Origin of the sequence: Sphingobium scionense, from assembly GCF_014197035.1 — a bacterium.
Taxonomy (GTDB): Bacteria; Pseudomonadota; Alphaproteobacteria; order Sphingomonadales; family Sphingomonadaceae; genus Sphingobium; species Sphingobium scionense.
This window is the reverse complement of the sequence record NZ_JACIEU010000011.1, coordinates 143,148-162,234: the sequence shown is the minus strand read 5'-3', so window position 1 is coordinate 162,234 and position 19,087 is coordinate 143,148. Positions and strand designations below refer to the sequence as shown.

Below are 19,087 nucleotides of genomic sequence, written 5' to 3'. Positions count from 1 at the left end.
AGATTAAGCCCGCGCGGCGTTTGAGCGTATCAAGCTGCTGATGCGTCAGCATCGCTGCAGCTTGCCATTACTGCCCCTTAACATAGACCCGCTTGCCGTTGATCCAGGTTTCCAGCACCTGCGTGCCGCGAATGTCGGTCGGGCTGGCCGTCTCGATATTGCGGTCGATCAGCAGGAAGTCCGCCCGCTGCCCCGGCACCAGGCTGCCGAATTTCTTCTCGGCAAAGCCGGCAAAGGCCGCCTGCCGGGTAAAGCCGTCCAGCGCCGCCTCGAAACCGACCTTCTGCTCGGGCAACCAGCCGCCGGCCGGCTCGCCCTTGGCATCCTGGCGCGACATGGCGGCGGCGATACCGGGGAAGGGATTGGGGCTTTCCACCGGCACGTCGGAGCCGAAGGCCAGCGGCACATGATTGTCGAGCATCGCCTTCCAGGCATAGGCGCCTTTCAGCCGGGCCTCGCCCAGCCGCGCCGTCGCCATGCGCCAGTCCGACGTCTCATGCACCGGCTGCATCGACGCGATCGTGCCATAGCGCGCAAAGCGCGGCAGGTCGGCCGGATCGATGATCTGGGCATGTTCGACCCGCCAGCGCCGGTCGCCGGTATAGGTGTCCGACATTTCCTGGATTGCATCGAGTATCTCGCCATTGGCGGCGTCGCCGATCGCGTGGACCGCGACCTGGAAATTGTCCATCGCTGCCCGGCTCATGATGTTGCGCAACTGCGTCGACGGGATCATCGGCAGGCCGCGCTGGCCCGGCGCATCGCTATAGTCCGACTTCAGCCAGGCGCCGCGCGACCCCAGCGCGCCGTCCAGCAGCAGCTTGATCCCCCCCATGCGCAGATGATCGTCATAGAGCCAGGGCGTGGGTTCCGGCCCGGCGATCAGCACCATATTGTCGAGGCCATAGGCATAGGACATGATCCGCACGCGCAGCGCGCCACGGTCGGCCGACCGGCGGAAGGCCTGCCAATCCTCGATGCTGGTGCCCATGTCGGCAATGCCGGTGATGCCGACCGCCAGCAACGCGCGCTGCGCCTTTTCCAGCGCATTGTCGCGATCCTTGGGGGCGGGGGCGGGCACGACCTTCTGGATCAGGTCCATCGCCTTGTCGACGAAGACGCCCGCCGGCTTGCCCGCCGCCATCTCGATCCGCCCGCCGGCCGGCGCCTTGGTCGTGGCGCTGACGCCGGCCGCGCGGATCGCGGCGCTGTTGGCCCAGCCGGCATGGCCGTCGACCCGCTCCAGCCAGACCGGAATGTCGTCCACGGCGGCGTCCAGTTCGGCGGCGGTCGGGAACCGGCCAAGGCCCCATGTCTCCTGGTTCCAGCCGGTGCCGATGATCCATTTGCGGCCGGTATTTTCCTGCGCATAGGCGCGGATCTTCGCCTGCGCCTCGGCCAGCGATTTCGTGTCGGACAGGTCCAGCGTGATGAGCGACAGGCCCAGGCCCATGACATGGCCATGCGCGTCGATCAGGCCCGGGATCAGCGTCTTGCCGCCCGCGTCCAGCTTGAAGCTCGGGCCTTTTGGCCGCTCGGGCCAGGGCTGGCCGCGCTTGGGCTTCTTGGGCTTATATTCGGGCTCCTGATAGCGGCCCTGGATCAGCTTCTCGACCTTGCCCTCATCGTCGATCATCAGCGCGCCGAAATGGACGATCTTGCCATCCGGCCCGATGGCGATACCGTTCACATTGTCGATCACGCCCGATGCATAAGCGGGCATGGGCAGGGCCAGAACAGTCAGGGCGGGCGCGGCGATCGCCGCCAGCATCATCTTCCTCATGCGCGGGTGATCCGCCGCACCAGCGCGCTGGTGTCCTGCCGGTGGCCGCCCATCGCCTGCACGTCGGCATAGAACTGATCGACCATCGCCGTCACCGGCAAGGTCGCGCCATTGGCCCGCGCTTCCTCCAGCGCCAGCCCCAGATCCTTGCGCATCCAGTCCACCGCAAACCCGAAATCGAAACTGTCCTGCGCCATCGTCTGCCATCTATTGTCCATCTGCCAGCTTTGCGCTGCGCCCCCCGAAATCGCCTCGAACACCTTGTCCAGGTCCACTTCCGCCGCCTGGGCAAAGCGCATCGCCTCGGCCAGGCCCTGCAGAACGCCGCCGATGCAGATCTGGTTCACCATCTTCGTCGTCTGGCCCGCGCCGGCGCCGCCGACATGGACGATGCGCGCGGCATAGGCCTGCATCACGATCGTTGCCGCCGCCACGGCCGGGGCCGAACCGCCGCACATGATCGACAACCGGCCATTTTCCGCGCCCGCCTGGCCGCCGGACACCGGTGCATCGACGCAGTGCAGGCCCAGACTCTCGCCCTCGACGAACAATTGCCGCGCGATCCGCGCCGACACTGTCGTATGGTCGATGAACAGGCCGCCCGGCTTCATCGTGCGGAACGCGCCTTCGCGGCCCAGCGTGATCTGGCTCAGGTCATCGTCGGTGCCGACGCAACTGATGACGATCTCCGCTTCCTCGGCCGCCTTGGCCGGGCTGATCGCGACTTCGCCGCCATAGGCCTCCGCCCAGCGCTTGGCCTTGCCGATCGATCGATTATAGACGGTCAGGTGGTGCCCCGCCTTGGCCAGATGTCCCGCGATCGGGGCACCCATGACCCCCAGGCCGATAAACGCGATATTAGCCATAAGCCTCGTACATTTCGTGCGTGCAGCCAAGCCATAGGGCCAGTTTTCGGCAAGTGCCAGTTTCTTCACCGGCAATTTTGCGTTAGGGGCCTGCGCCATGAACACGCTGAGCAAGATCGAGGGCGCGTTGCCGCTGCCCGTTTCCGTCGATGATATCCTTGCGGCCCGGACACGTATTTCCGGGTCGATCGTCAAGACGCCGACGCTCATTAGCCAGACCTTCTCGCAGATGCTTGGCTGCAAGGTCTTCCTGAAATTCGAAAATCTCCAGTTTACCGCCGCCTACAAGGAACGCGGCGCGCTCAATCGACTGCTGCAACTCGATGACGCGGCCAAGGCCAAGGGCGTGATCGGCGCGTCGGCCGGCAACCATGCGCAGGGCCTGGCCTATCATGGCAAGCGCCTTGGCGTGCCCGTGACCATCGTCATGCCCACGACCACGCCGATCGTGAAGGTCACCCAGACCCAGGGCCATGGTGCGACCGTCGTCCAATATGGCGAGAAGTTCGACGATGCCTATGCCCATGCCCGCAAGCTCGAGGTGGAGCAGGGCCTGACCTTCGTCCATCCGTTCGACGAACCCGAGATCATCGCGGGGCAGGGTACGGTTGCGCTCGAAATGCTGGAGGACGCGCCGGAAATCGACACGCTGATCGTGCCGATCGGCGGCGGCGGCCTGTTCTCGGGCGTCGGCACGGCCGCGCGCGCGATGAAGCCCGATATCCGCCTGATCGGCGTGCAGGCGGAACTCTATCCGTCGATGTACGACTTCATCAAGGGCGCCGACCTCGCCTGTGATGGCGATACGCTGGCCGAGGGGATCGCGGTCAAGCAGCCGGGCGAGCTTACCCGCCGCTTTGCCGAGCGGCTGGCGGACGACATATTGCTGGTCACCGAACGGCGGCTGGAAGAAGCCGTCAGCCTGCTGCTCCAGATCGAGAAGACCGTGGTCGAGGGCGCGGGCGCCGCCGGCCTTGCCGCACTGCTCAGCTATCGTGAACAATTTGTCGGCCGCAATGTCGGCCTGATCCTGACCGGCGGCAATATCGATACGCGCCTGCTGGCCAATGTGCTGCTGCGCGATCTCGCCCGATCGGGCCGTCTCGCCCGCCTGCGCATCATCCTTCAGGACCGGCCCGGCGCGCTTTTCCATGTTGCCCGCATCTTCGATCAGGAAGCGGTCAACATCCTGGAACTGTCGCACCAGCGCATTTTCACCAACCTGCCGGCCAAGGGGCTCAGCCTCGATGTCGAGTGCGAGACCCGCGACGGCGCCCATCTCCAGCGGCTGATCGCGGCGCTGGGCGCGGCTGGTTACGAGGTCGCGCCGATCGAGGTTGCCTGATTTTGGGACATGCTTAACCATCGGTAAAAATTTCGTGGTAAATGACCTTTTCATGGTTGGGCCGGGACGGCATAGTCCAATCATGAAAAGGCACATTCGCATGACTGAATCGGGGGGAGGAACATGAGCGCACCGTTCCGTTTTCCGCGCTTCTTCGTGACGAACCCCAGCCCTTGTCCCTATCTGCCGGGCAAGAGCGAGCGGAAGGTCTTTACCGAACTCAATGGCGACAATGCCTCGGAATTGAATGATGCGCTGGGCCGCATCGGTTTCCGCCGCAGCCAGAATGTCGCCTATCGCCCGAGCTGCGCGGATTGCTCGGCCTGCGTCTCGGTCCGCGTCGTCGCGCAGGAATTCAAGCCCAATTCGACGCAGCGCAAGCTGATCCGCCGCAACAGCGATCTGACTGTCACCGCCTGCAAGCCCTGGTCGACTGAAGAGCAGTTCGAACTGCTCCAGCGCTATCTGCGTGCGCGCCATCCCGGCGGCGGCATGACCGAAATGGACGAGATGGATTTCGCCGATATGGTCGAACAGACCCCGGTCGAAAGCCATGTCGTCGAATATCGCCTGCCCGGCGAGGATGGCCGTCCCGGCAAGTTGGTCGGCGCCTGCCTGACCGATCGCCAGGGTGACGGCCTGTCGATGATCTACAGCTTCTTCGACACCGAGCTGGAAGACCGCCCGGGCCTCGGCAACTTTATCATCATGGATCATATCCAGCGCGCCGCTCGCGCGGGCCTGGCCTATGTTTATCTGGGCTATTGGGTCGATGGCTCGCAGCGGATGCAGTACAAGATCCGCTATCGTCCGCTCGAAAAGCTCAGCCGCGCCGGCTGGGTCCGCTTCGATCCCGAGGAACAGGCGCAGGCGATCCGCGTCGTCATGCCGCGCGACGAGCCGCCGCTGCCGCTCGAACTGGCCGCCATATTGCGCCGCTGACGGGGCAGTTTCTGTAATTTACAGATTCCCGATCATTCCGGTTACGTGCAGGCTTGTTTAAGCTTTTCCTGCATCCTCCCTGCCATGGCGAACGGGGCGGCACGACAATCGGGGATGGGCGATGGATCGCTTCGCTGATCGGCGCTTTGTCGATGGTGCCCGCGAACTTGGCGGGCCGGCGCCGCATATGTCACCGGGCGATGGCGCCGGACGCCGGACATTATCACCTAAATTCAACCATATTGGCGCGCCGGTCATTCACTGGTTTGCGGATCATCGCGGCCGTCTGCTGACCTATTGGGTGGTGGGCAAGGTGCGGGGCGGCGGGCTTCGCACGGGGCTGCTTCGCCATGGTTGGCGCAAGGGCTTTGATTCGGTCGATATCGGGCTCATTATACGGGCCGCTGCCGCCGCGTCGCAGCCGGAACCGCTGGTCGTTCGCCTGCGTTGCGCAGACGGCGCAAGCCGATGGTGCCTGCTCCGCATGATGCGTCAGGCAATGCCTGCGGGGGCATGGCGCTGGTATGGAACGGTGGAGGATATGCATGATCGTCGCGAGAAACAGGCCGAATTGCTGGAATCCGCCCTTGCGGAAAGTCGCGAACATCATCGCTGGTCGGTAGAACTCAGCCCCCAGGTTCCCTGGACCGCCACGCCTGACGGCGCGATCGAGGAAGTGGGGCCGCGCTGGCGCGACCTGACCGGCACGTCGCCCGAACAGGCGATGGGGGCCGGCTGGATCAACGCCCTGCATCCCGACGATATGGACCGGACCCTGGCACTGTGGCGCGAACGGTTGCAGTCGGGCGATCCGGTCGATGTCGATTATCGTCTGCGCCTGCGTGACGGCAGCTATCGCTGGATGCGGGCTCGGGCCGCGGCGCGGCGTGACAGCCGGGGCGCGATCATCCGCTGGTATGGCACGCTGGAGGACGTCCATAACCAGAAGCTGGCGCAGCAGGCCGTCGCCGAAAGCGAGGAACATTTCCGCCTGGCGGTGCAGTCGGCGCGGCTGGGCATCTGGGACTATGACGCGCGGTCGGGCCAGCGCAGTTGGTCGGCGGAGTTTCGCGCGATGCTGGGCCTGACCGCGGATGCCCCAGCCACCACCGAACTGGCCCTGTCGCTCGTTCACGCGGATGATCGGCACAAGCTCAAGGTGATGATGGACGGCGTCGCCGCCAATGTCCTGCCGCCGCATTTCGAGGCGACCTTGCGCGTACATCGCGCCGACAGCGGTGCGATGCGCTGGATCCGCAGCACCGGCTGGGCGACCCGCACGGAAGTCGGCCAGTTGCGCCGGATCATCGTCACTTTCCTCGACGTCACCGAACAGCGCGATGCGGAGGAGAGGATCCGCTGGGCCGCTACTCATGATCCCATGACACGCCTGCCCAACCGGACCTTGTGGCAGGGCGTGCTGGAGGAACTGGCGGAGCAGGCGCGCGCTAACGGCATGGGTTTCGGTCTGATGCTGTTCGATATCGATGATCTCAAGCGGATCAACGATTCGCTCGGCCATGATGCCGGGGATGCCCTGCTTTGGGGCTTTGCCGAACGACTGGCGGCGGCGGCGCCCGCCGATGCCGTGGTCGGCCGCCTGGGCGGCGATGAATTCGGCCTGATTGCCGCCTCGCTGGCGGATAGCGACGCGGTTCAGGCATGCAGCCAGGCGATATTGGAAAAGATGCGGGCGCCCTTCGCCTATCAGGGGCAGTTGCTGGAAGCGGGCGTCAGCGTCGGCGGCGCCGTGTTCGGGGAACATGGCGATGACGCGCACGAATTGTTCAAGGCGGCGGATCTTGCGCTCTATGCGTCGAAGGCGACCGGCCGCAGCCGCCTCACCATGTTCCATTCCCAGTTGCGTGCCGATGCGCAGCAGCGCAGCTCGATGATCCATATGGCGCGCCAGGTGATCGCCGAACGGCTGGTGGTGCCCTATTATCAGCCCAAGGTCGACATGCGCACTGGCCAGGTGCTCGGCTATGAGGCGTTGCTCCGCTGGCAGCATCCCCGGCTCGGCGTCCAGGCGCCCGCCACCATCGCCGCCGCCTTCGAACATGGTGAGCTTGCCGTCCGCCTGACCGAATTGATGCTCGATGCCGTGCTGCACGACATGCAGGCCTGGCTCGGAGCGGGGTTCGACCCGGGCCGGGTGGCGGTCAACGCGTCGGCGGCGGACCTGCAGCAGGGCGACTTTGCCGACCATGTCCTGACCCGGCTGGAGCAGCATGGGGTGCCGGCGGAACATTTCGAGATCGAGGTGACCGAATCGGTTTTCCTGGGGCGCGGCGCGGGGCAGGTCGCCCGTGCGCTCGATCGCTTCGCCCGGGGCGGGGTGCGCATCGCCCTCGACGATTTCGGCACCGGCTTCGCCTCGCTCAGCCATCTCAAACAATATCCGGTCAATGTGCTGAAGATCGACCGCAGCTTCGTCAGCCATGTCGATCGCGATGCCGGCGACGCGGCCATCGTAGACGCCGTCATCAAGCTGGGCAGCAGCTTCCGGATGGAGGTGGTGGCCGAAGGCGTGGAGACCGCCGAACAGGCCGCGTTGCTGCTCCAGCATGGCTGCCATATCGCCCAGGGCTATCATTATGGCCGGCCGCAGCCTGCCGCGTCGGTCCTGGCGGCGCGGAACGCCCCGCCTATCGCGCTGAAAAAGTGACCGCCTCGATCTTGTTGCCATCGGGATCGCGCACGAAGGCGCCATAATAATGATCGTCATATTGCGGCCGCACGCCCGGTGGCCCGGCGTCGGTCCCGCCCAGTTCCAGCGCCAGCCGATGAAATCCGTCGACCGCGCCGCGATCGGCGGCGACGAAGCAGATATGGACGCCATTGCCCGCGCTGGCAGGAGCGCCATCGACCGGCGTCTCCACGCTGAACACCACGTCGGTCACGCCATAGTCGAGCGAATGGGGATGGTCGCGCAAACTGCGATAGCCCAGCAGCGCCATCAGCGGATCGTAGAAGGCCCGTGCCCGCGCCACATCATTGGTGCCCACCGATACATGATGCAGCATTGCGCCACTCCCGTCACCTGATCCCGCCCGTCAACGCACTGACCCATGGTCGTGGTTCCGCCAGGGCTCAGCGCGGGCTGGCTTCGGTCGCGTAACGCGTGCTCGACTGCGTCGTGCCATCAGGATTGATGATGATGGTCGTCACCAGCGGCGGCGGATAATAGAAGCCGCCCGATATATAGCCGCCGGGCGGCAGGCCGGGCACCGGCGGCGGCGCCGCCACGACGGTCGTGGTCGCCGGCTGGTTCGACCAGTGCGTGCCGCTCGTCGCCGCCACCGGAGCTGCCGGAGGCGCCGGTGCCGCCGCGACAGTCGTCACGGTCGTGGCGTTCGGGCTGACGGCGCTGCTGGCATAGGCGGGGGCATCATAATCCACGCCGGGGCGACCGGCTGGGACGGGCTGCGGCGCGCTGCTATAGGTCACGAGGTCATCGGGCGCACCATAGCCGGGGGTGCTGCCGGAACCGGCAACGGTGGCTGGCTGCGGCGTGCCTTCTTCATAGCCGCCCTCGTAGCGCGACCAGTCGATGCCGCTGCGCATGTCGCGCACCCGGCCATATTGGTCGGTCATCACCGCATCGTCATAATAGCGCGACCAGCCATAGCCGGTGGTCGGCGCCGGCAGGCCATAGACGCCATAATTGGCGATGAAGAAACGGGGGTGGACCCAGTAGGCGGGCAGGGCAAAGCCTACGCGCGGCCGCTGATAGCTTTGCCAGCCGCCCGGCGCGGACCAACCGGCATACCATCGCCCGTCATAGCGCGGTCCCCAGCGATGGGCGGTGGCGGTCGTTGTCGTGGTGCGGACCACGCTCGTGCCGGACGCGGCGGGTGTCTGCGCGGCAACCGGCCCCGCAAGGCCGGCGATCAGCGCCATGGCGCTGCTGGCGAAAAATATCCGGGCGGCCATCATCATGCTCCCTGTTCCTGCAGGGGCGTCAGGCCGCCCGCACGGTCATCATGCTAACGTGGAAATTAGCATGACGATCCGGGCAACGCCATGTTCGGCTTGCCAAATCCTGTCCCGGAACGGGGCAGGGCGGCGATCAGCCGATGCGGCCGGCGATCCGCGCGACCAGCGCTTCCAGCCCCTGTTGGTCGGCACTGTCGAACCGGGCGGGGCGGGGGCTGTCGAGGTCCAGCACGCCGATCAGCCGGCCATCATGCACCACTGGCACGACGATCTCGGACGCGCTCGCCGCGTCGCAGGCGATATGGCCGGGGAAGGCATGGACGTCGGCCACCAGCTGCGTCTCGCGCGTCTGGGCGGCCGTGCCGCACACGCCGCGGCCCAGCGGGATGCGAATGCAGGCCGCCTTGCCCTGGAAAGGCCCCAGCACCAGCTCATCCTCGACCATGCGGTAGAAGCCGGCCCAGTTGAGGTCGGGCAGGAACTGCCAGATCAGCGCCGACAGGTTCGCCATATTGGCGACCGCATCGGGTTCGTCGCGGGTCAGCGCATCGGCAGCGGACAGAAGGTCTGCGTAAAGCGTCGCCTTGTCGGCGGCGGCGGTGGGAGCGAAATCATACATGGCGTGCATATAGGATGGCCCGCCCGGCTCGGCCAGAGGCAAGGAAGCGTTAACCAAAAGCGTTTATCGCCATTGGAGACCGGCAAAAGAGGGTGTCCGATGTTCGTAGAAGCCACGCGTTCGCTGACCGACCTGCGGACCGACGCGCGTGCGATCGATGTGTCGATCATCATGCCCTGCCTCGATGAGGCGATCAGCCTGCCACATTGCATTGCCAATGCGCGCGAGGCGCTCAAGCGGATCGAGGAACAGCATGGCCTGTTCGGCGAGATCGTGATTGCCGACAATGGCTCGACCGACGGCAGCCAGAAGATCGCGACCGATCTGGGCGCTCGCGTCGTGCCGGTGGCCCGGCGCGGCTATGGCGCGGCGCTGATCGGCGGCGGCGAAGGCGCCTATGGGCGCTATCTGCTGATGGGGGATGCCGACGGCAGCTACGACTTCACCAATGGTGTGGCGATGATCGGTGAATTGCTGGCGGGCGCAGACCTGTGCATGGGGTCGCGCTTCAAGGGCGGCATCGCACCGGGCGCCATGCCCTGGAAGAACCGCTATATCGGCAATCCGGTGCTGACCGGTATCCTCAACCTCTTCTTCCGCTCCGGGATCAGCGACGCGCATTGTGGTCTGCGCGCGATCACCAGGGATTGTTTTGCCGCGCTCGGCCTGTCGGGCAGCGGCATGGAATTTGCCAGCGAGATGGTGATCAAGGCCAGCCTGCGCGATTTCCGCATCACCGAAGTGCCTGCGACCCTGTCGATCGACCTGCGTGACCGCGCCCCCCATCTGCGCCCCTGGCGCGACGGCTGGCGCCATCTGCGCTACCTGCTGATGCTGAGCCCGACCTGGCTGTTCGGCGTGCCGGCGGTGGCGGCGTTGACAGTGGGTATCATGCTATTTGCCATGGCGATAATTCAGGCATTTGCTCCCGGTAGTTTCCCTGCCGTAGGCAATTATTGGGTGGTTCTAGCCGCAGCCCTACTTTCGGGAGGGCATCTGTCGGCTGTCCTTGCGTTTGCGGGCAAGCTTTATGGTTTGCGCGCTGGCTATCGTGTCGCTCGCCCATGGGAAATATTCATGGGCGAACGGCTTTCACTCGAAGCCATGTTGATCGTTGGATTCGTTTTTGCCGCTCTGGGGGGAGCGGCACTGCTCGCTGTTTTTTGGCAGTGGGCAGAGAGAGATTTTGGCGCGGTCTATAGTATCCTGCCTGCGATTATCGGAACGAGCTTGATCAGCATTGGTATGCAGACTGTGCTGGGCGGTTTTCTGATGGCCATGATCGGGGGCAACGAATCGCGCTTTTATCGCGCGGCGCCGTTGCTGGTATAGGCACCGGTTGATGTCGCTGCGTCTTTCCGTAGTCATGCCGCTTCACGAGGGGCAGGCTTATTTCGATGCAGCTCTGTCCAGCTTGCCGGATGATCAGTCGGGTTTGCTTGAAGTCATAGTGCTTGATTCAGGCAAGCGGTCCGATTGCGCAGCAATTGCATTAGCGCATAGCGGGCGCCTGACGATACGGTATCAGCATTGCCCGGATGTTCCGTCATGGACGGAAAAAACCAATATCGCGGTGCGTATGGCCCGAGCCACTCATGTAGCAATGCTGCATCAGGATGACCTGTGGTTGCCGGACCGGCTCGACGCGGTGATCCGTGCGCTCGACACGGCGTCCGATGCCGTATTATTTCTCACGGCGGCCTACATCGTGGATGAAGACGGACGGAGATTGGGTATGTGGCGCTGCCCGCTTACGGCGCGGGCTGATTGGGATGGTGCCAGCGTTGTTGAAAGGCTTCTGGTCCAAAATTTCGTCGCTCTGCCGTCGGTGGTTATGCCGCGGGATATCTGGCTTCGCACGGGTGGCCTGGACGAAGGGCTCTGGTACACGCCCGACTGGGATCTCTACATGAAGGCGGCGATGCTCGGTCCCGTTCATTATATTGCGGAACCAACCGTGGGCTTTCGTATCCATAGCGGGTCGCAGACGATGCAGGGCAGTCGATCGCATGCCGATTTCCGCGCGCAGATGGAGATGGTCATGAACCGCTATGCCGACCGCGTGCATGGCGCCCAGGCGTCGGCTGTCCGACGTGTCGCGGCCGCCTCCGTGCGGATTAATGGTTTGCTGGCGGAGGCTATGCATGGCCGCAAAGGAGCGCTGGCGATAGCGCTCGTTGAACTGCTGCGCCTGGGTCCCCTGCATATGCCTCGCTATTTCCGTGATTCTCGGATCGTTGAAAGGGTGTTGCCCCGGCTAAGGGCACGCCTGCGGAGCGCAACTTGAATATGGCGAACTTATTGTTGTTAGCTCGTTTCGGGATTGCAGGTGGCAGTGTGACGCTCATAGGCTATCTCGTCTTTCTGACCAGTGTCGCTATGGGTCTGCACTATATTCTTGCCAGTATCGGAGCATGGGTAGCCAGTGTCTGCATCGGCTTTTTTGCGCATCGACACCTGACCTTCAGCGGCCATGCCATCCGGCGAAGCCCTATGCTGCGCTATCTGGGTATCTGCCTTATGCAGTTGTTGGTCGGAACCGCTACTTTGGCTCTCATGATCGACGTCTTCGGTCTGGTTCCCTGGATCGCCTATCCAGCCAATGTCCTGTTGACCGCCACGATCAGCTACGTACTCATGAGGCGCGCCATGTACATGGCTCATCCCGCGAAATCACTCTGAAGTCAGGGGCGGGACGGCGTACAGACGCTCCTCAGCCGTCGGAAGCGCTGTTCCTCAACCGGCTCGGCATCCAGTATCCGGCGTATAGGCTGCAACTGCGTCGATCCGACAAAGGCGACGCGATGGTCCCGGCACAGCGTGGCGACCTGCGCCACTGTCATGTTGCCGCCGAGCAGCCGGATCGGCCGGTTGGACAGATCGGGCCGGTTGACGACCAGGTCGCTGCCGAAGGCGACCGCGCCATCATCGACGATCACGATATCCGCCGGCATGGCATCGATCTGCGCCGATATCTGCGCATAGGGCAGGGTGAGCCAGGCGGCCATCGCCATATGCAGCGGCAGCAGCAGCAGGAAGGTCGCGCCATTGCCCCAGGCCCAGAGCCGCGTGCCCGGCCAATGGCCGCGCAGCGCGATCCAGCCCTGTGCGGCCAGCAGGCAGAGGCTGCCGATCAGCCCGTGCAGATAGCGATAGCCCCAGCCATGCCCCTGGAAAGCCAGCAATAGCCCGACCAGCATGATATGCAGCACGACGCCCGCCATCAATGGCCGGACCAGCGGCGCGCGCCAGGCAAGGCCCACGCCCGCAGCCGCGAGCGGCAGCAGCAGCAGATGCTGCCAGGCGATGAAGCGCAGCAGGTTCATCGCCATCAGCCACAGGCTGACGGGGCCGAACCCGGCCAGCATGTCGAAGATGCGATCCGCATAGCTCAGCCGGTCGCCGGTGCTGGATAGCGCCTCCATCGGGCCGCCGGCCCATTGCGCGATCAGATTGGGCCAGGCGAGCCAGAACAGGCCGATGACGGCATAGGCCGCCCCGTAAAGCAGCGCCAGCGGCCAGCGCCGCTGCAACAGCAGGCCGGCCAGGATCGGAAATACGAACAGCGGGTGGAATAGCGGCTGATGCAGGCCGGTCGCCAGAAAGCCGATCAGGATCGCACCGGCGTGGCTCCATCTGCCGCGCAGAAACAGCAGCAGCCAGAGCAGATTGAGCGCCAGATGCCCGGCCATGGCATGGGCCGTCATGCCCTGGATCACGACCTGCGACGATCCGGCATAGAGCAGCAGCGCCACGGTGCGGGCAGCGACATCGCCCGGCCAGAGCCGGTCCGCGATCCGCCACAGCGCCAGCGCGCCGACCCCGGTAAACAGCGGACTGGTCAGCCCGGGATCACCCGACATGCCGATCAAGGCCCGCGCAGCGGCATTGATCGGCAGATAGCTCGATACCCAGGCCTGCCGATCGGCGATCGGCAGCATGAAGAACTGGTTGAGCGCCTCGGCGATCGGCCGCCAGGCGGGCGCGATCGGCCAGAAGAGGCGTCCCTGCGCGAACATCATGGCATCGAAATTCGCCATCTGTTCGTCGCGGGTCAGGTCATAGCCGCGCAACAGCCAATGATGGCCAGCCCAGCAGAACAGGGCCAGCGCGAGGGCGATAACCCATGGCCGCTGCGCCAGCCGGTCCATCCAGCCGATCCGCGTCTGTGGCCCGATGCTCAGCCCAAACCGGCACAGCAGCGCGATCAGTATCGCCGGTGCCAGATCCTGGCGGATGAAGAGGAAGGCGGTAAACTGGCGCTTGTCCTGCACCGGGTCGATCATCACGCCCGCGAGCGCGATCGCCAGCAGCAGCCCGATCCCCACGGGCAGGATCATGGCCGCACGCCGCGACCAGGCCGCTATGGCGCCGCCCCTGTCTTCGTCCAGTCCCCCCAAAATACCCCCTTCAGTCCATCCTGACGCGGCCGCGCCCCTGCTTCACCACTGCGCGCTTGGTCTTGCCATCGACGCGGCGCTTCTGCGATGCCTTGGTCGGCTTGGTCGGGCGCCGCTTCTTGGGCACGATCGTCGCCTCGCGGATCAGCGCGAACAGCCGCTCGCGCACCTCCTGCCGGTTGAGCAACTGCGATCGCGCGCCTTCGCTGCGCAGGATCAGCACGCCCTCGCGGGTCATGCGCGATCCGGCCAGGTCCGCCAGCCGCAGCTTCACCGCCTCGGGCAGCCCCGGCGAGGCGGCGACGTCGAAGCGCAGCATCACCGCGCTGTCGGTGGTGTTCACATGCTGGCCGCCCGGCCCCGACGCGCGCGCGAAGCTCTCGACAATCTCGTCGCTGTCGATCGCGATGGAGCGGGTGACGGGGATGGCGACCATGGCGAAGGGCCGGGGCTTACAGCCCGGCTTCCTCCAATATCTCCGGGCCGAAGCCTGCATCGACGAAGCTCTGCGGCAGCGGCGCGGTCGCCTGTGCGGGGGCCTTGTTGTCGCCGCGCGGCACGCTCAGGAACCGGCTGTGCAGCAGCATCGCGCCCTGTCCGTCGCCATAGACCGGGTCGCCGACGATGCCGAAGCCCAGCCCATGCTGGGCATGGACGCGGATCTGGTGGGTGCGGCCGGTTTCGGGGGTGAAGGCGATCAGCGCGCGGCCGTCCTTCACCGCCAGCTTGCGCCAGTGGGTGACGGCCGGCTTGCCGGCCTTGGCCGCGATCATGCGCCAGCCCTGTGCCTGGGTGCTCACCTTCTTGAGCGACAATTCGATCGTGCCTTCGTCCGCCTCGGGCACACCCTCCAGCACCGCGACATAGCGCTTCTCGACCGTGCCGGCCTCGAACGCGGCGGCAAAGCGCTTGTGCGCCTTGGGGTTGCGCGCCAGCAGCAGGCAGCCGCTGGTATCGCGGTCCAGCCGATGGACCGCCAGCGGCCAGCGCTGAAAGCCGAAGGTCAGCGAGGCGAGATGGTTCTCCAGGCTGATCGATCCGTCGCGCGGCGCGTCGACCGGCAGGCCGGCGGGCTTGTCGAGGATGATGGCCTCGCCATCGATGAACAGCACTTTGTCGCTAAGCAGGGTCAAATATCAATCCGATCGGGAAATCTGGCATCCGGGTAATCTGGCTGGGCGATTGACGCCCACGCGCCATCCTATAGGGCGTGGAGCCGATGGAGAATAGGGGCCTTGCCTATCAACATGCGCCGCAGCGGCTCGACTGGGTCGATGTCGCACGCGGCATCGGCATCATCGCCGTGGTGGTCGGCCATGTCTGGACCCGCGGCGCCCTGCGTGACGGCATGTACAGCTTCCATATGCCGCTCTTCTTCCTGCTCTCGGGCATGCTCTCGCGGCCGCATCCGGTCGGCCCCTTCACCCGGCGGCAACTGGTCAGCCAGATGCGCCCCTATGCGATCTTCCTGGCGCTGCTGATCCTGGCCGATCAGGTCATCGAACCGGCCAAGGGCAATCTGCCGATCTTCCACCAATGGCCGCGCGATCTGCTGCCGATCCTGCTCGGCGGCTATTGGCTGCGCGGCCCCTATACCATCTTCTGGTTCGTGCCCTGCCTGATGATGGCGCGCATCCTGTTCAACTTCGCCCTCAACCGCTGGCCCGATCCGCGAGACCGGCGATGGGCGTTGCTGCTGATCCCGATGCTGCTGCTCGCCTATGGCATCGGCCGTGCAACACAGGCCTCGCCGCTCGGCCTCCTGAGCGTGCCGATGGCGATGATCCTGCTCTGGGTCGGCGCGCTCTGGCCCCGGCTGCACTGGCGCAACCGCTGGATAGCGCCCCTCGGCCTGCTGGCGCTGGCGGGCCTTGCCGGCTGGCTGCCGACGCTCAACATGAAGGCGGCCGACTATGGCTGGCCCTTGCTCTCGATCGCATCGGGCATCGCGACGTCGCTGCTGCTCTTCCGCCTCTCGGCGCGGCTCGCGCCAGTCGCCGCCCCGCTCGCCGCGCTTGGCCGGGCGTCACTGGTCATCATGTATCTGCACGTCGCGCTCATCCATTATGGCACGCCCTATCTGGCCAGGCCCTGGCTGCTGGTTCTCGCGCTGCTGGCACCCTTCGCCCTGTGGCACCTCATCCGCTTGTCCCCGCGCCTCAGCCGCTGGATGCTCTAGGCGGAGCCCCATCGCTGCTAGGTAAGGGGGGAAGGGGGACTGGCGGTTTCGAGTTCGATTAGCTGTTAAAAGCGCTTTATCTCTAGCGCCCATTCCGTCAGGCTGTGATCGATCGATGCCTGTTTGAGAAGCTCAGACAGTCCAGCAATGTCCTGCTCATGCTTCCACTCATTCCGCGTTTCAACTTTGTTATTTGGGCCCTCGCCTTCGGAAACGCAAAATGTCTCTTGCTCGAAATAGCGGGGGATCAAAATGTGCGCGAGTTCATCGTAACGCATCGGACCGCCTGTTCCCCAAGCGAAATCGCCAATCCACTCCTCGAATAGCTCAGTCTCAAGGGGTAGTTCGCCATACAAATATACAGCCCCAAAAGCCAAACAGTCGAAGGTGGTAAAGGTGGCTGCCGAACGTCGTATGTATGGGTTGATCTCTCCGATCGGTTCAACAGCAAGAGCGCTTCTTAGAGGAGCGTTCAAATGCCGCGCAGCAACGATCAGAAAAGTGCGTAGTTCATGCATATATTTGCGCCCATAACATTACTTCGTTTCTGAGCCTCTAATGTCCGCAGGTGGCAAACACTACGGCTAGCCTCAACGACCAAAAATGGTCGCTTCCTGCCATTCCCCAATCCGTCATGCCGGGCCTGACCCGGCATCCCGCTTCACCCCTTCTGGATCAGCGACAGGCGATGATCCTCGCCGGCGCGGGCGACCAGGGCATAGGCGGCCTGGGCGATGACCTGCGCCTGGTTCAGCGCGGCGGCGTTCTCCTGCTGGGCGGGGGCGACCGGGTCGGCGACGGCCGATGCCGCTGGCGACGCATAATAGCCCGCGTCGGATAATTGCGTGTCCAGCGTGGTTTCCGGCACGGCGACGGCCTGCGATCGCGGCGCTGGCGTGGGCGCGCTATAGGTCAGGGGCGACAGCGAAGGTGACAGGGAAACGCTGTCGCTGGCGACGACGGCTGTTTCGCTCGCGATCACCGGCGCCGGCGCGGTCGCTGCGGCAGTAGGTGTCGTTTCGACCGCCGGCTGGACGCTGGCGACCGGCTCGCTGGCCGCAACCGGCGTGGTGGCCGCAGGCGTGCTTGCCTCTGTCACTTTCGCTGTCGTGCTGCCGCCATTCTGGTTCGCCTGCCGCGCCTTTTGGGCCAGCTCTTCCATCGCCTTCTTGAACTGGCCCCAGCCATTGCCCGAGCCGCCGATCGCACCAACCATCTCTGTTTCGCTCCCGGTCCCCGATCCGGCCATGGCGCCGCAAGGGCTGCGATTTTCCCAAGGAACGGGCTTATCCGGCGGTTAAGCAATCAATGGAGATGGCGCAGCTTGTCCGGGTTGCGCATGATGTAGATGGCGGTCACCTGGCCGTCCTTTATGTCCAGCGCGGTGGTCTGCAACTCGCCATCGGCCTCGCGCGTGACGAAGCCGGGCAGGCCGTTGACCATGCAGGTGCGCAGCAGGGTCGACCCATATTTGCCGAACAGCACCGCCAGCGCCTTGTGGACCTGCATCACCTGGCCATGGCCGATCGCCGGGCGGATCGCGGCCGGGCGCTTGCCGCCGCCATCGCTGTGGAAGCTGACATCCTGTGCCAGCAGCGCGCCCAGCGCACTCATGTCGCCGCTGCGCGAGGCGGCGAAGAAGGCGCCGGCAATTTCCAGCCCGCGCTGTTTCTCGACCTGGAAGCGGGGGCGGGCGTCGCGCACATGGTCGCGCGCGCGGGCGGCGAGTTGGCGACAGGCGGCGGCATCGCGCTGGATGGTCCTCGCCACCTCGTCAAAGGCGAGGCCGAACACATCGTGCAGCAGGAAGGCGGCCCGCTCCAGCGGCGACAGCCGCTCCAATGCCAGCATCAGCGGCAGGGTGACGTCCTCTTCCTCATCTTCTTCCTCGACCACCGGTTCGGGCAGCCAGGGGCCGACATAGGTTTCGCGTTGCGCCCGCGCCGACTTCATCTGGTCCAGGCAGAGCCGGGTCACGATGCGGCGCAGAAAGGCTTCCGGTTCGCGCACATCGCTGCGGTCGGAGCCCATCCAGCGGAGGAAGGCGTCCTGGACCACATCCTCGGCATCGGCGACCGATCCGAGCATGCGATAGGCGACCCGGATCAGGCGGGGACGCAGCGGGTCGAAGCGCGCCGCCGCGTCCATCTGCGTCCCCCGCGCCATCAGGCCGCTGCCTTCATCGGCATGTCATACCAGAGGTTGAAGCCGACGGCGATGCGGTTCCAGCCATTGATGATGTTGATCATCAGGGTCAGCTTGACCTGCTCCTCCTCGGTAAATTCCCAGTTGAGCGCCTCCTTGGCGGCCTCATGGGCATGGCCCTTGGCGATTTCGGTCAGCGCCTCGGTCCAGCCCAGCGCGGCGCGCTCGCGGTCGGTGTAGCAGGGCGCCTCGCGCCAGGCGGACAGCAGGTAGATGCGCTGTTCGGTCTCGCCCTTCTCGCGCGCTTCATAGCTGTGCATGTTGATGCAGTTGGCGCAGCCGTTGATCTGCGACGAACGGATCTTCACCAGTTCGATCAGGCTCGGCTCCAGGCTGTCGGCGATCGCGGTGGAGAGCGCGGTCCAGCTCTTCATCAACTGCGGCGCGGCGGCATAGGGATTGATCTTGTCGGTCATGATACAGCTCCTTTGCTTGCTATTGCTGACATGACGAGACGGCCGCGCCCGATGTGACATGGGCGGCGACTTTTTTCGCGAGGACCGAAAATATTTTGCCGATTCCGGCTCTGGACAGGGGCAGGGGGCACCCGCTAGCCGCCGCCTATGTCTATCATTGCCACCATCATGAACACGGCCACCGGCCAGCCCATCCAGAAAATGAAGTTCGAGCGCATGCCCAAGCCCTGGGTGTCGCTGAACCTTGAAAATGGCGAACTGGTCACCGCCGACCGCGTCGTCGTCGGCAAACCCGCACCGGGCAAGTTCATCACCCCGGTCGAAGTCTGGGTCACGCCCAAGACGCTGGGATAATTCAAATAAAAAGGAGCTGGCGCGCAGTCCCGGCGTGCC

Annotated in this window: 20 protein-coding genes; 8 read left to right on the top strand and 12 right to left on the bottom strand. The window is 64.9% G+C overall.

Features of this window, described 5'->3' with window-relative positions; all coding sequences use genetic code 11:
* Positions 1–67 precede the first annotated feature (67 nt).
* On the bottom strand, positions 68–1,771 hold the full coding sequence (locus tag GGQ90_RS14830; RefSeq protein ID WP_188082891.1) for an amidohydrolase: 1,704 nt from the start codon (positions 1,769–1,771) through the stop codon (positions 68–70).
* 8 nt (positions 1,772–1,779) lie between these two features.
* Positions 1,780–2,649, bottom strand: coding sequence for an NAD(P)-dependent oxidoreductase (locus GGQ90_RS14825; RefSeq protein ID WP_188082849.1), 870 nt, complete (start codon positions 2,647–2,649; stop codon positions 1,780–1,782).
* A gap of 97 nt (positions 2,650–2,746) precedes the next feature.
* On the opposite strand from GGQ90_RS14825, the gene GGQ90_RS14820 reads away from it, so the two are divergent.
* The 3 genes from GGQ90_RS14820 to GGQ90_RS14810 all read left to right on the top strand — a co-directional run bounded on the left by GGQ90_RS14820 (position 2,747) and on the right by GGQ90_RS14810 (position 7,604).
* Positions 2,747–3,994 carry a threonine ammonia-lyase gene (locus GGQ90_RS14820; RefSeq protein ID WP_188082848.1) on the top strand — a complete coding sequence of 416 codons (1,248 nt, stop codon included), beginning with the start codon at positions 2,747–2,749 and terminating at the stop codon, positions 3,992–3,994.
* Positions 3,995–4,117: 123 nt separating this feature from the next.
* The gene (locus GGQ90_RS14815) at positions 4,118–4,936 is read left to right on the top strand and encodes an arginyltransferase (protein WP_188082847.1); all 819 of its coding nucleotides are present in this window, start codon (positions 4,118–4,120) and stop codon (positions 4,934–4,936) included.
* Between the two features lie 121 nt (positions 4,937–5,057).
* Entirely contained in the window at positions 5,058–7,604 is a 2,547-nt protein-coding gene (locus tag GGQ90_RS14810; RefSeq protein ID WP_188082846.1) for a sensor domain-containing protein, read from the top strand.
* Here GGQ90_RS14810 and GGQ90_RS14805 read toward each other — a convergent pair.
* From GGQ90_RS14805 to GGQ90_RS14795, 3 genes are all read right to left on the bottom strand, one after another.
* Entirely contained in the window at positions 7,585–7,962 is a 378-nt protein-coding gene (locus GGQ90_RS14805; protein WP_188082845.1) for a VOC family protein, read from the bottom strand. The genes GGQ90_RS14810 and GGQ90_RS14805 overlap by 20 nt on opposite strands.
* Before the next feature lie 67 nt (positions 7,963–8,029).
* Positions 8,030–8,878 (bottom strand): RcnB family protein, encoded by an 849-nt coding sequence (locus GGQ90_RS14800; protein WP_188082844.1) that lies wholly within the window; start codon positions 8,876–8,878, stop codon positions 8,030–8,032.
* Positions 8,879–9,008: 130 nt separating this feature from the next.
* A complete protein-coding gene (locus GGQ90_RS14795) occupies positions 9,009–9,494 on the bottom strand; it encodes a GAF domain-containing protein (protein ID WP_188082890.1) in 486 nt (161 codons plus the stop codon).
* A 99-nt stretch (positions 9,495–9,593) separates the two neighbouring features.
* On the opposite strand from GGQ90_RS14795, the gene GGQ90_RS14790 reads away from it, so the two are divergent.
* From GGQ90_RS14790 to GGQ90_RS14780, 3 genes are read left to right on the top strand one after another with little or no spacing between them, the layout of a single operon-like run.
* Positions 9,594–10,826, top strand: coding sequence for a glycosyltransferase family 2 protein (locus GGQ90_RS14790; RefSeq protein WP_188082843.1), 1,233 nt, complete (start codon positions 9,594–9,596; stop codon positions 10,824–10,826).
* Between the two features lie 10 nt (positions 10,827–10,836).
* On the top strand, positions 10,837–11,781 hold the full coding sequence (locus GGQ90_RS14785) for a glycosyltransferase (protein ID WP_188082842.1): 945 nt from the start codon (positions 10,837–10,839) through the stop codon (positions 11,779–11,781).
* A 2-nt stretch (positions 11,782–11,783) separates the two neighbouring features.
* Positions 11,784–12,176, top strand: coding sequence for a GtrA family protein (locus tag GGQ90_RS14780; protein WP_188082841.1), 393 nt, complete (start codon positions 11,784–11,786; stop codon positions 12,174–12,176).
* Between the two features lie 2 nt (positions 12,177–12,178).
* Here GGQ90_RS14780 and GGQ90_RS14775 read toward each other — a convergent pair whose 3' ends face one another.
* The 3 genes from GGQ90_RS14775 to GGQ90_RS14765 all read right to left on the bottom strand — a co-directional run bounded on the left by GGQ90_RS14775 (position 12,179) and on the right by GGQ90_RS14765 (position 15,027).
* Positions 12,179–13,834, bottom strand: coding sequence for a hypothetical protein (locus GGQ90_RS14775; protein ID WP_188082840.1), 1,656 nt, complete (start codon positions 13,832–13,834; stop codon positions 12,179–12,181).
* Positions 13,835–13,904: 70 nt separating this feature from the next.
* The gene (gene arfB, locus GGQ90_RS14770) at positions 13,905–14,330 is read right to left on the bottom strand and encodes an alternative ribosome rescue aminoacyl-tRNA hydrolase ArfB (RefSeq protein WP_188082839.1); all 426 of its coding nucleotides are present in this window, start codon (positions 14,328–14,330) and stop codon (positions 13,905–13,907) included.
* 16 nt (positions 14,331–14,346) lie between these two features.
* Complete coding sequence (locus GGQ90_RS14765; RefSeq protein WP_188082838.1) at positions 14,347–15,027, bottom strand: RluA family pseudouridine synthase; 681 nt, start codon at positions 15,025–15,027, stop codon at positions 14,347–14,349.
* 86 nt (positions 15,028–15,113) lie between these two features.
* Between GGQ90_RS14765 and GGQ90_RS14760 the strand changes: the two genes are divergently transcribed.
* A complete protein-coding gene (locus GGQ90_RS14760) occupies positions 15,114–16,073 on the top strand; it encodes an acyltransferase family protein (RefSeq protein WP_188082837.1) in 960 nt (319 codons plus the stop codon).
* Between the two features lie 65 nt (positions 16,074–16,138).
* Here GGQ90_RS14760 and GGQ90_RS14755 read toward each other — a convergent pair whose 3' ends face one another.
* The 4 genes from GGQ90_RS14755 to GGQ90_RS14740 form a co-directional block, all read right to left on the bottom strand.
* Positions 16,139–16,591, bottom strand: coding sequence for a hypothetical protein (locus tag GGQ90_RS14755; protein WP_188082836.1), 453 nt, complete (start codon positions 16,589–16,591; stop codon positions 16,139–16,141).
* Between the two features lie 143 nt (positions 16,592–16,734).
* Positions 16,735–17,289, bottom strand: a complete 555-nt coding sequence (locus GGQ90_RS14750) for a hypothetical protein (protein ID WP_188082835.1) — start codon at positions 17,287–17,289, stop codon at positions 16,735–16,737.
* A gap of 89 nt (positions 17,290–17,378) precedes the next feature.
* A complete protein-coding gene (locus GGQ90_RS14745) occupies positions 17,379–18,239 on the bottom strand; it encodes a sigma-70 family RNA polymerase sigma factor (RefSeq protein ID WP_188082834.1) in 861 nt (286 codons plus the stop codon).
* Positions 18,239–18,694, bottom strand: coding sequence for a carboxymuconolactone decarboxylase family protein (locus GGQ90_RS14740; protein ID WP_188082833.1), 456 nt, complete (start codon positions 18,692–18,694; stop codon positions 18,239–18,241). Before GGQ90_RS14740 ends, GGQ90_RS14745 begins: the two co-directional genes overlap by 1 nt.
* A 168-nt stretch (positions 18,695–18,862) precedes the next feature.
* Between GGQ90_RS14740 and GGQ90_RS14735 the strand changes: the two genes are divergently transcribed.
* On the top strand, positions 18,863–19,048 hold the full coding sequence (locus GGQ90_RS14735) for a hypothetical protein (RefSeq protein WP_004212193.1): 186 nt from the start codon (positions 18,863–18,865) through the stop codon (positions 19,046–19,048).
* Positions 19,049–19,087: the final 39 nt, after the last annotated feature.

Excerpts from the sequence above, each read along its gene's own strand:
- GGQ90_RS14830 (WP_188082891.1), bottom strand. The coding sequence starts at position 1,771 with ATGCTGGCGGCGATCGCCGCGCCCGCCCTGACTGTTCTGGCCCTGCCC.
- GGQ90_RS14825 (WP_188082849.1), bottom strand. The coding sequence starts at position 2,649 with ATGGCTAATATCGCGTTTATCGGCCTGGGGGTCATGGGTGCCCCGATC.
- GGQ90_RS14820 (WP_188082848.1), top strand. The coding sequence starts at position 2,747 with ATGAACACGCTGAGCAAGATCGAGGGCGCGTTGCCGCTGCCCGTTTCC.
- GGQ90_RS14815 (WP_188082847.1), top strand. The coding sequence starts at position 4,118 with ATGAGCGCACCGTTCCGTTTTCCGCGCTTCTTCGTGACGAACCCCAGC.
- GGQ90_RS14810 (WP_188082846.1), top strand. The coding sequence starts at position 5,058 with ATGGATCGCTTCGCTGATCGGCGCTTTGTCGATGGTGCCCGCGAACTT.
- GGQ90_RS14805 (WP_188082845.1), bottom strand. The coding sequence starts at position 7,962 with ATGCTGCATCATGTATCGGTGGGCACCAATGATGTGGCGCGGGCACGG.
- GGQ90_RS14800 (WP_188082844.1), bottom strand. The coding sequence starts at position 8,878 with ATGATGATGGCCGCCCGGATATTTTTCGCCAGCAGCGCCATGGCGCTG.
- GGQ90_RS14795 (WP_188082890.1), bottom strand. The coding sequence starts at position 9,494 with ATGTATGATTTCGCTCCCACCGCCGCCGCCGACAAGGCGACGCTTTAC.
- GGQ90_RS14790 (WP_188082843.1), top strand. The coding sequence starts at position 9,594 with ATGTTCGTAGAAGCCACGCGTTCGCTGACCGACCTGCGGACCGACGCG.
- GGQ90_RS14785 (WP_188082842.1), top strand. The coding sequence starts at position 10,837 with ATGTCGCTGCGTCTTTCCGTAGTCATGCCGCTTCACGAGGGGCAGGCT.
- GGQ90_RS14780 (WP_188082841.1), top strand. The coding sequence starts at position 11,784 with ATGGCGAACTTATTGTTGTTAGCTCGTTTCGGGATTGCAGGTGGCAGT.
- GGQ90_RS14775 (WP_188082840.1), bottom strand. The coding sequence starts at position 13,834 with ATGATCCTGCCCGTGGGGATCGGGCTGCTGCTGGCGATCGCGCTCGCG.
- arfB (WP_188082839.1), bottom strand. The coding sequence starts at position 14,330 with ATGGTCGCCATCCCCGTCACCCGCTCCATCGCGATCGACAGCGACGAG.
- GGQ90_RS14760 (WP_188082837.1), top strand. The coding sequence starts at position 15,114 with ATGGAGAATAGGGGCCTTGCCTATCAACATGCGCCGCAGCGGCTCGAC.
- GGQ90_RS14755 (WP_188082836.1), bottom strand. The coding sequence starts at position 16,591 with ATGCATGAACTACGCACTTTTCTGATCGTTGCTGCGCGGCATTTGAAC.
- GGQ90_RS14750 (WP_188082835.1), bottom strand. The coding sequence starts at position 17,289 with ATGGTTGGTGCGATCGGCGGCTCGGGCAATGGCTGGGGCCAGTTCAAG.
- GGQ90_RS14745 (WP_188082834.1), bottom strand. The coding sequence starts at position 18,239 with ATGGCGCGGGGGACGCAGATGGACGCGGCGGCGCGCTTCGACCCGCTG.
- GGQ90_RS14740 (WP_188082833.1), bottom strand. The coding sequence starts at position 18,694 with ATGACCGACAAGATCAATCCCTATGCCGCCGCGCCGCAGTTGATGAAG.
- GGQ90_RS14735 (WP_004212193.1), top strand. The coding sequence starts at position 18,863 with ATGAACACGGCCACCGGCCAGCCCATCCAGAAAATGAAGTTCGAGCGC.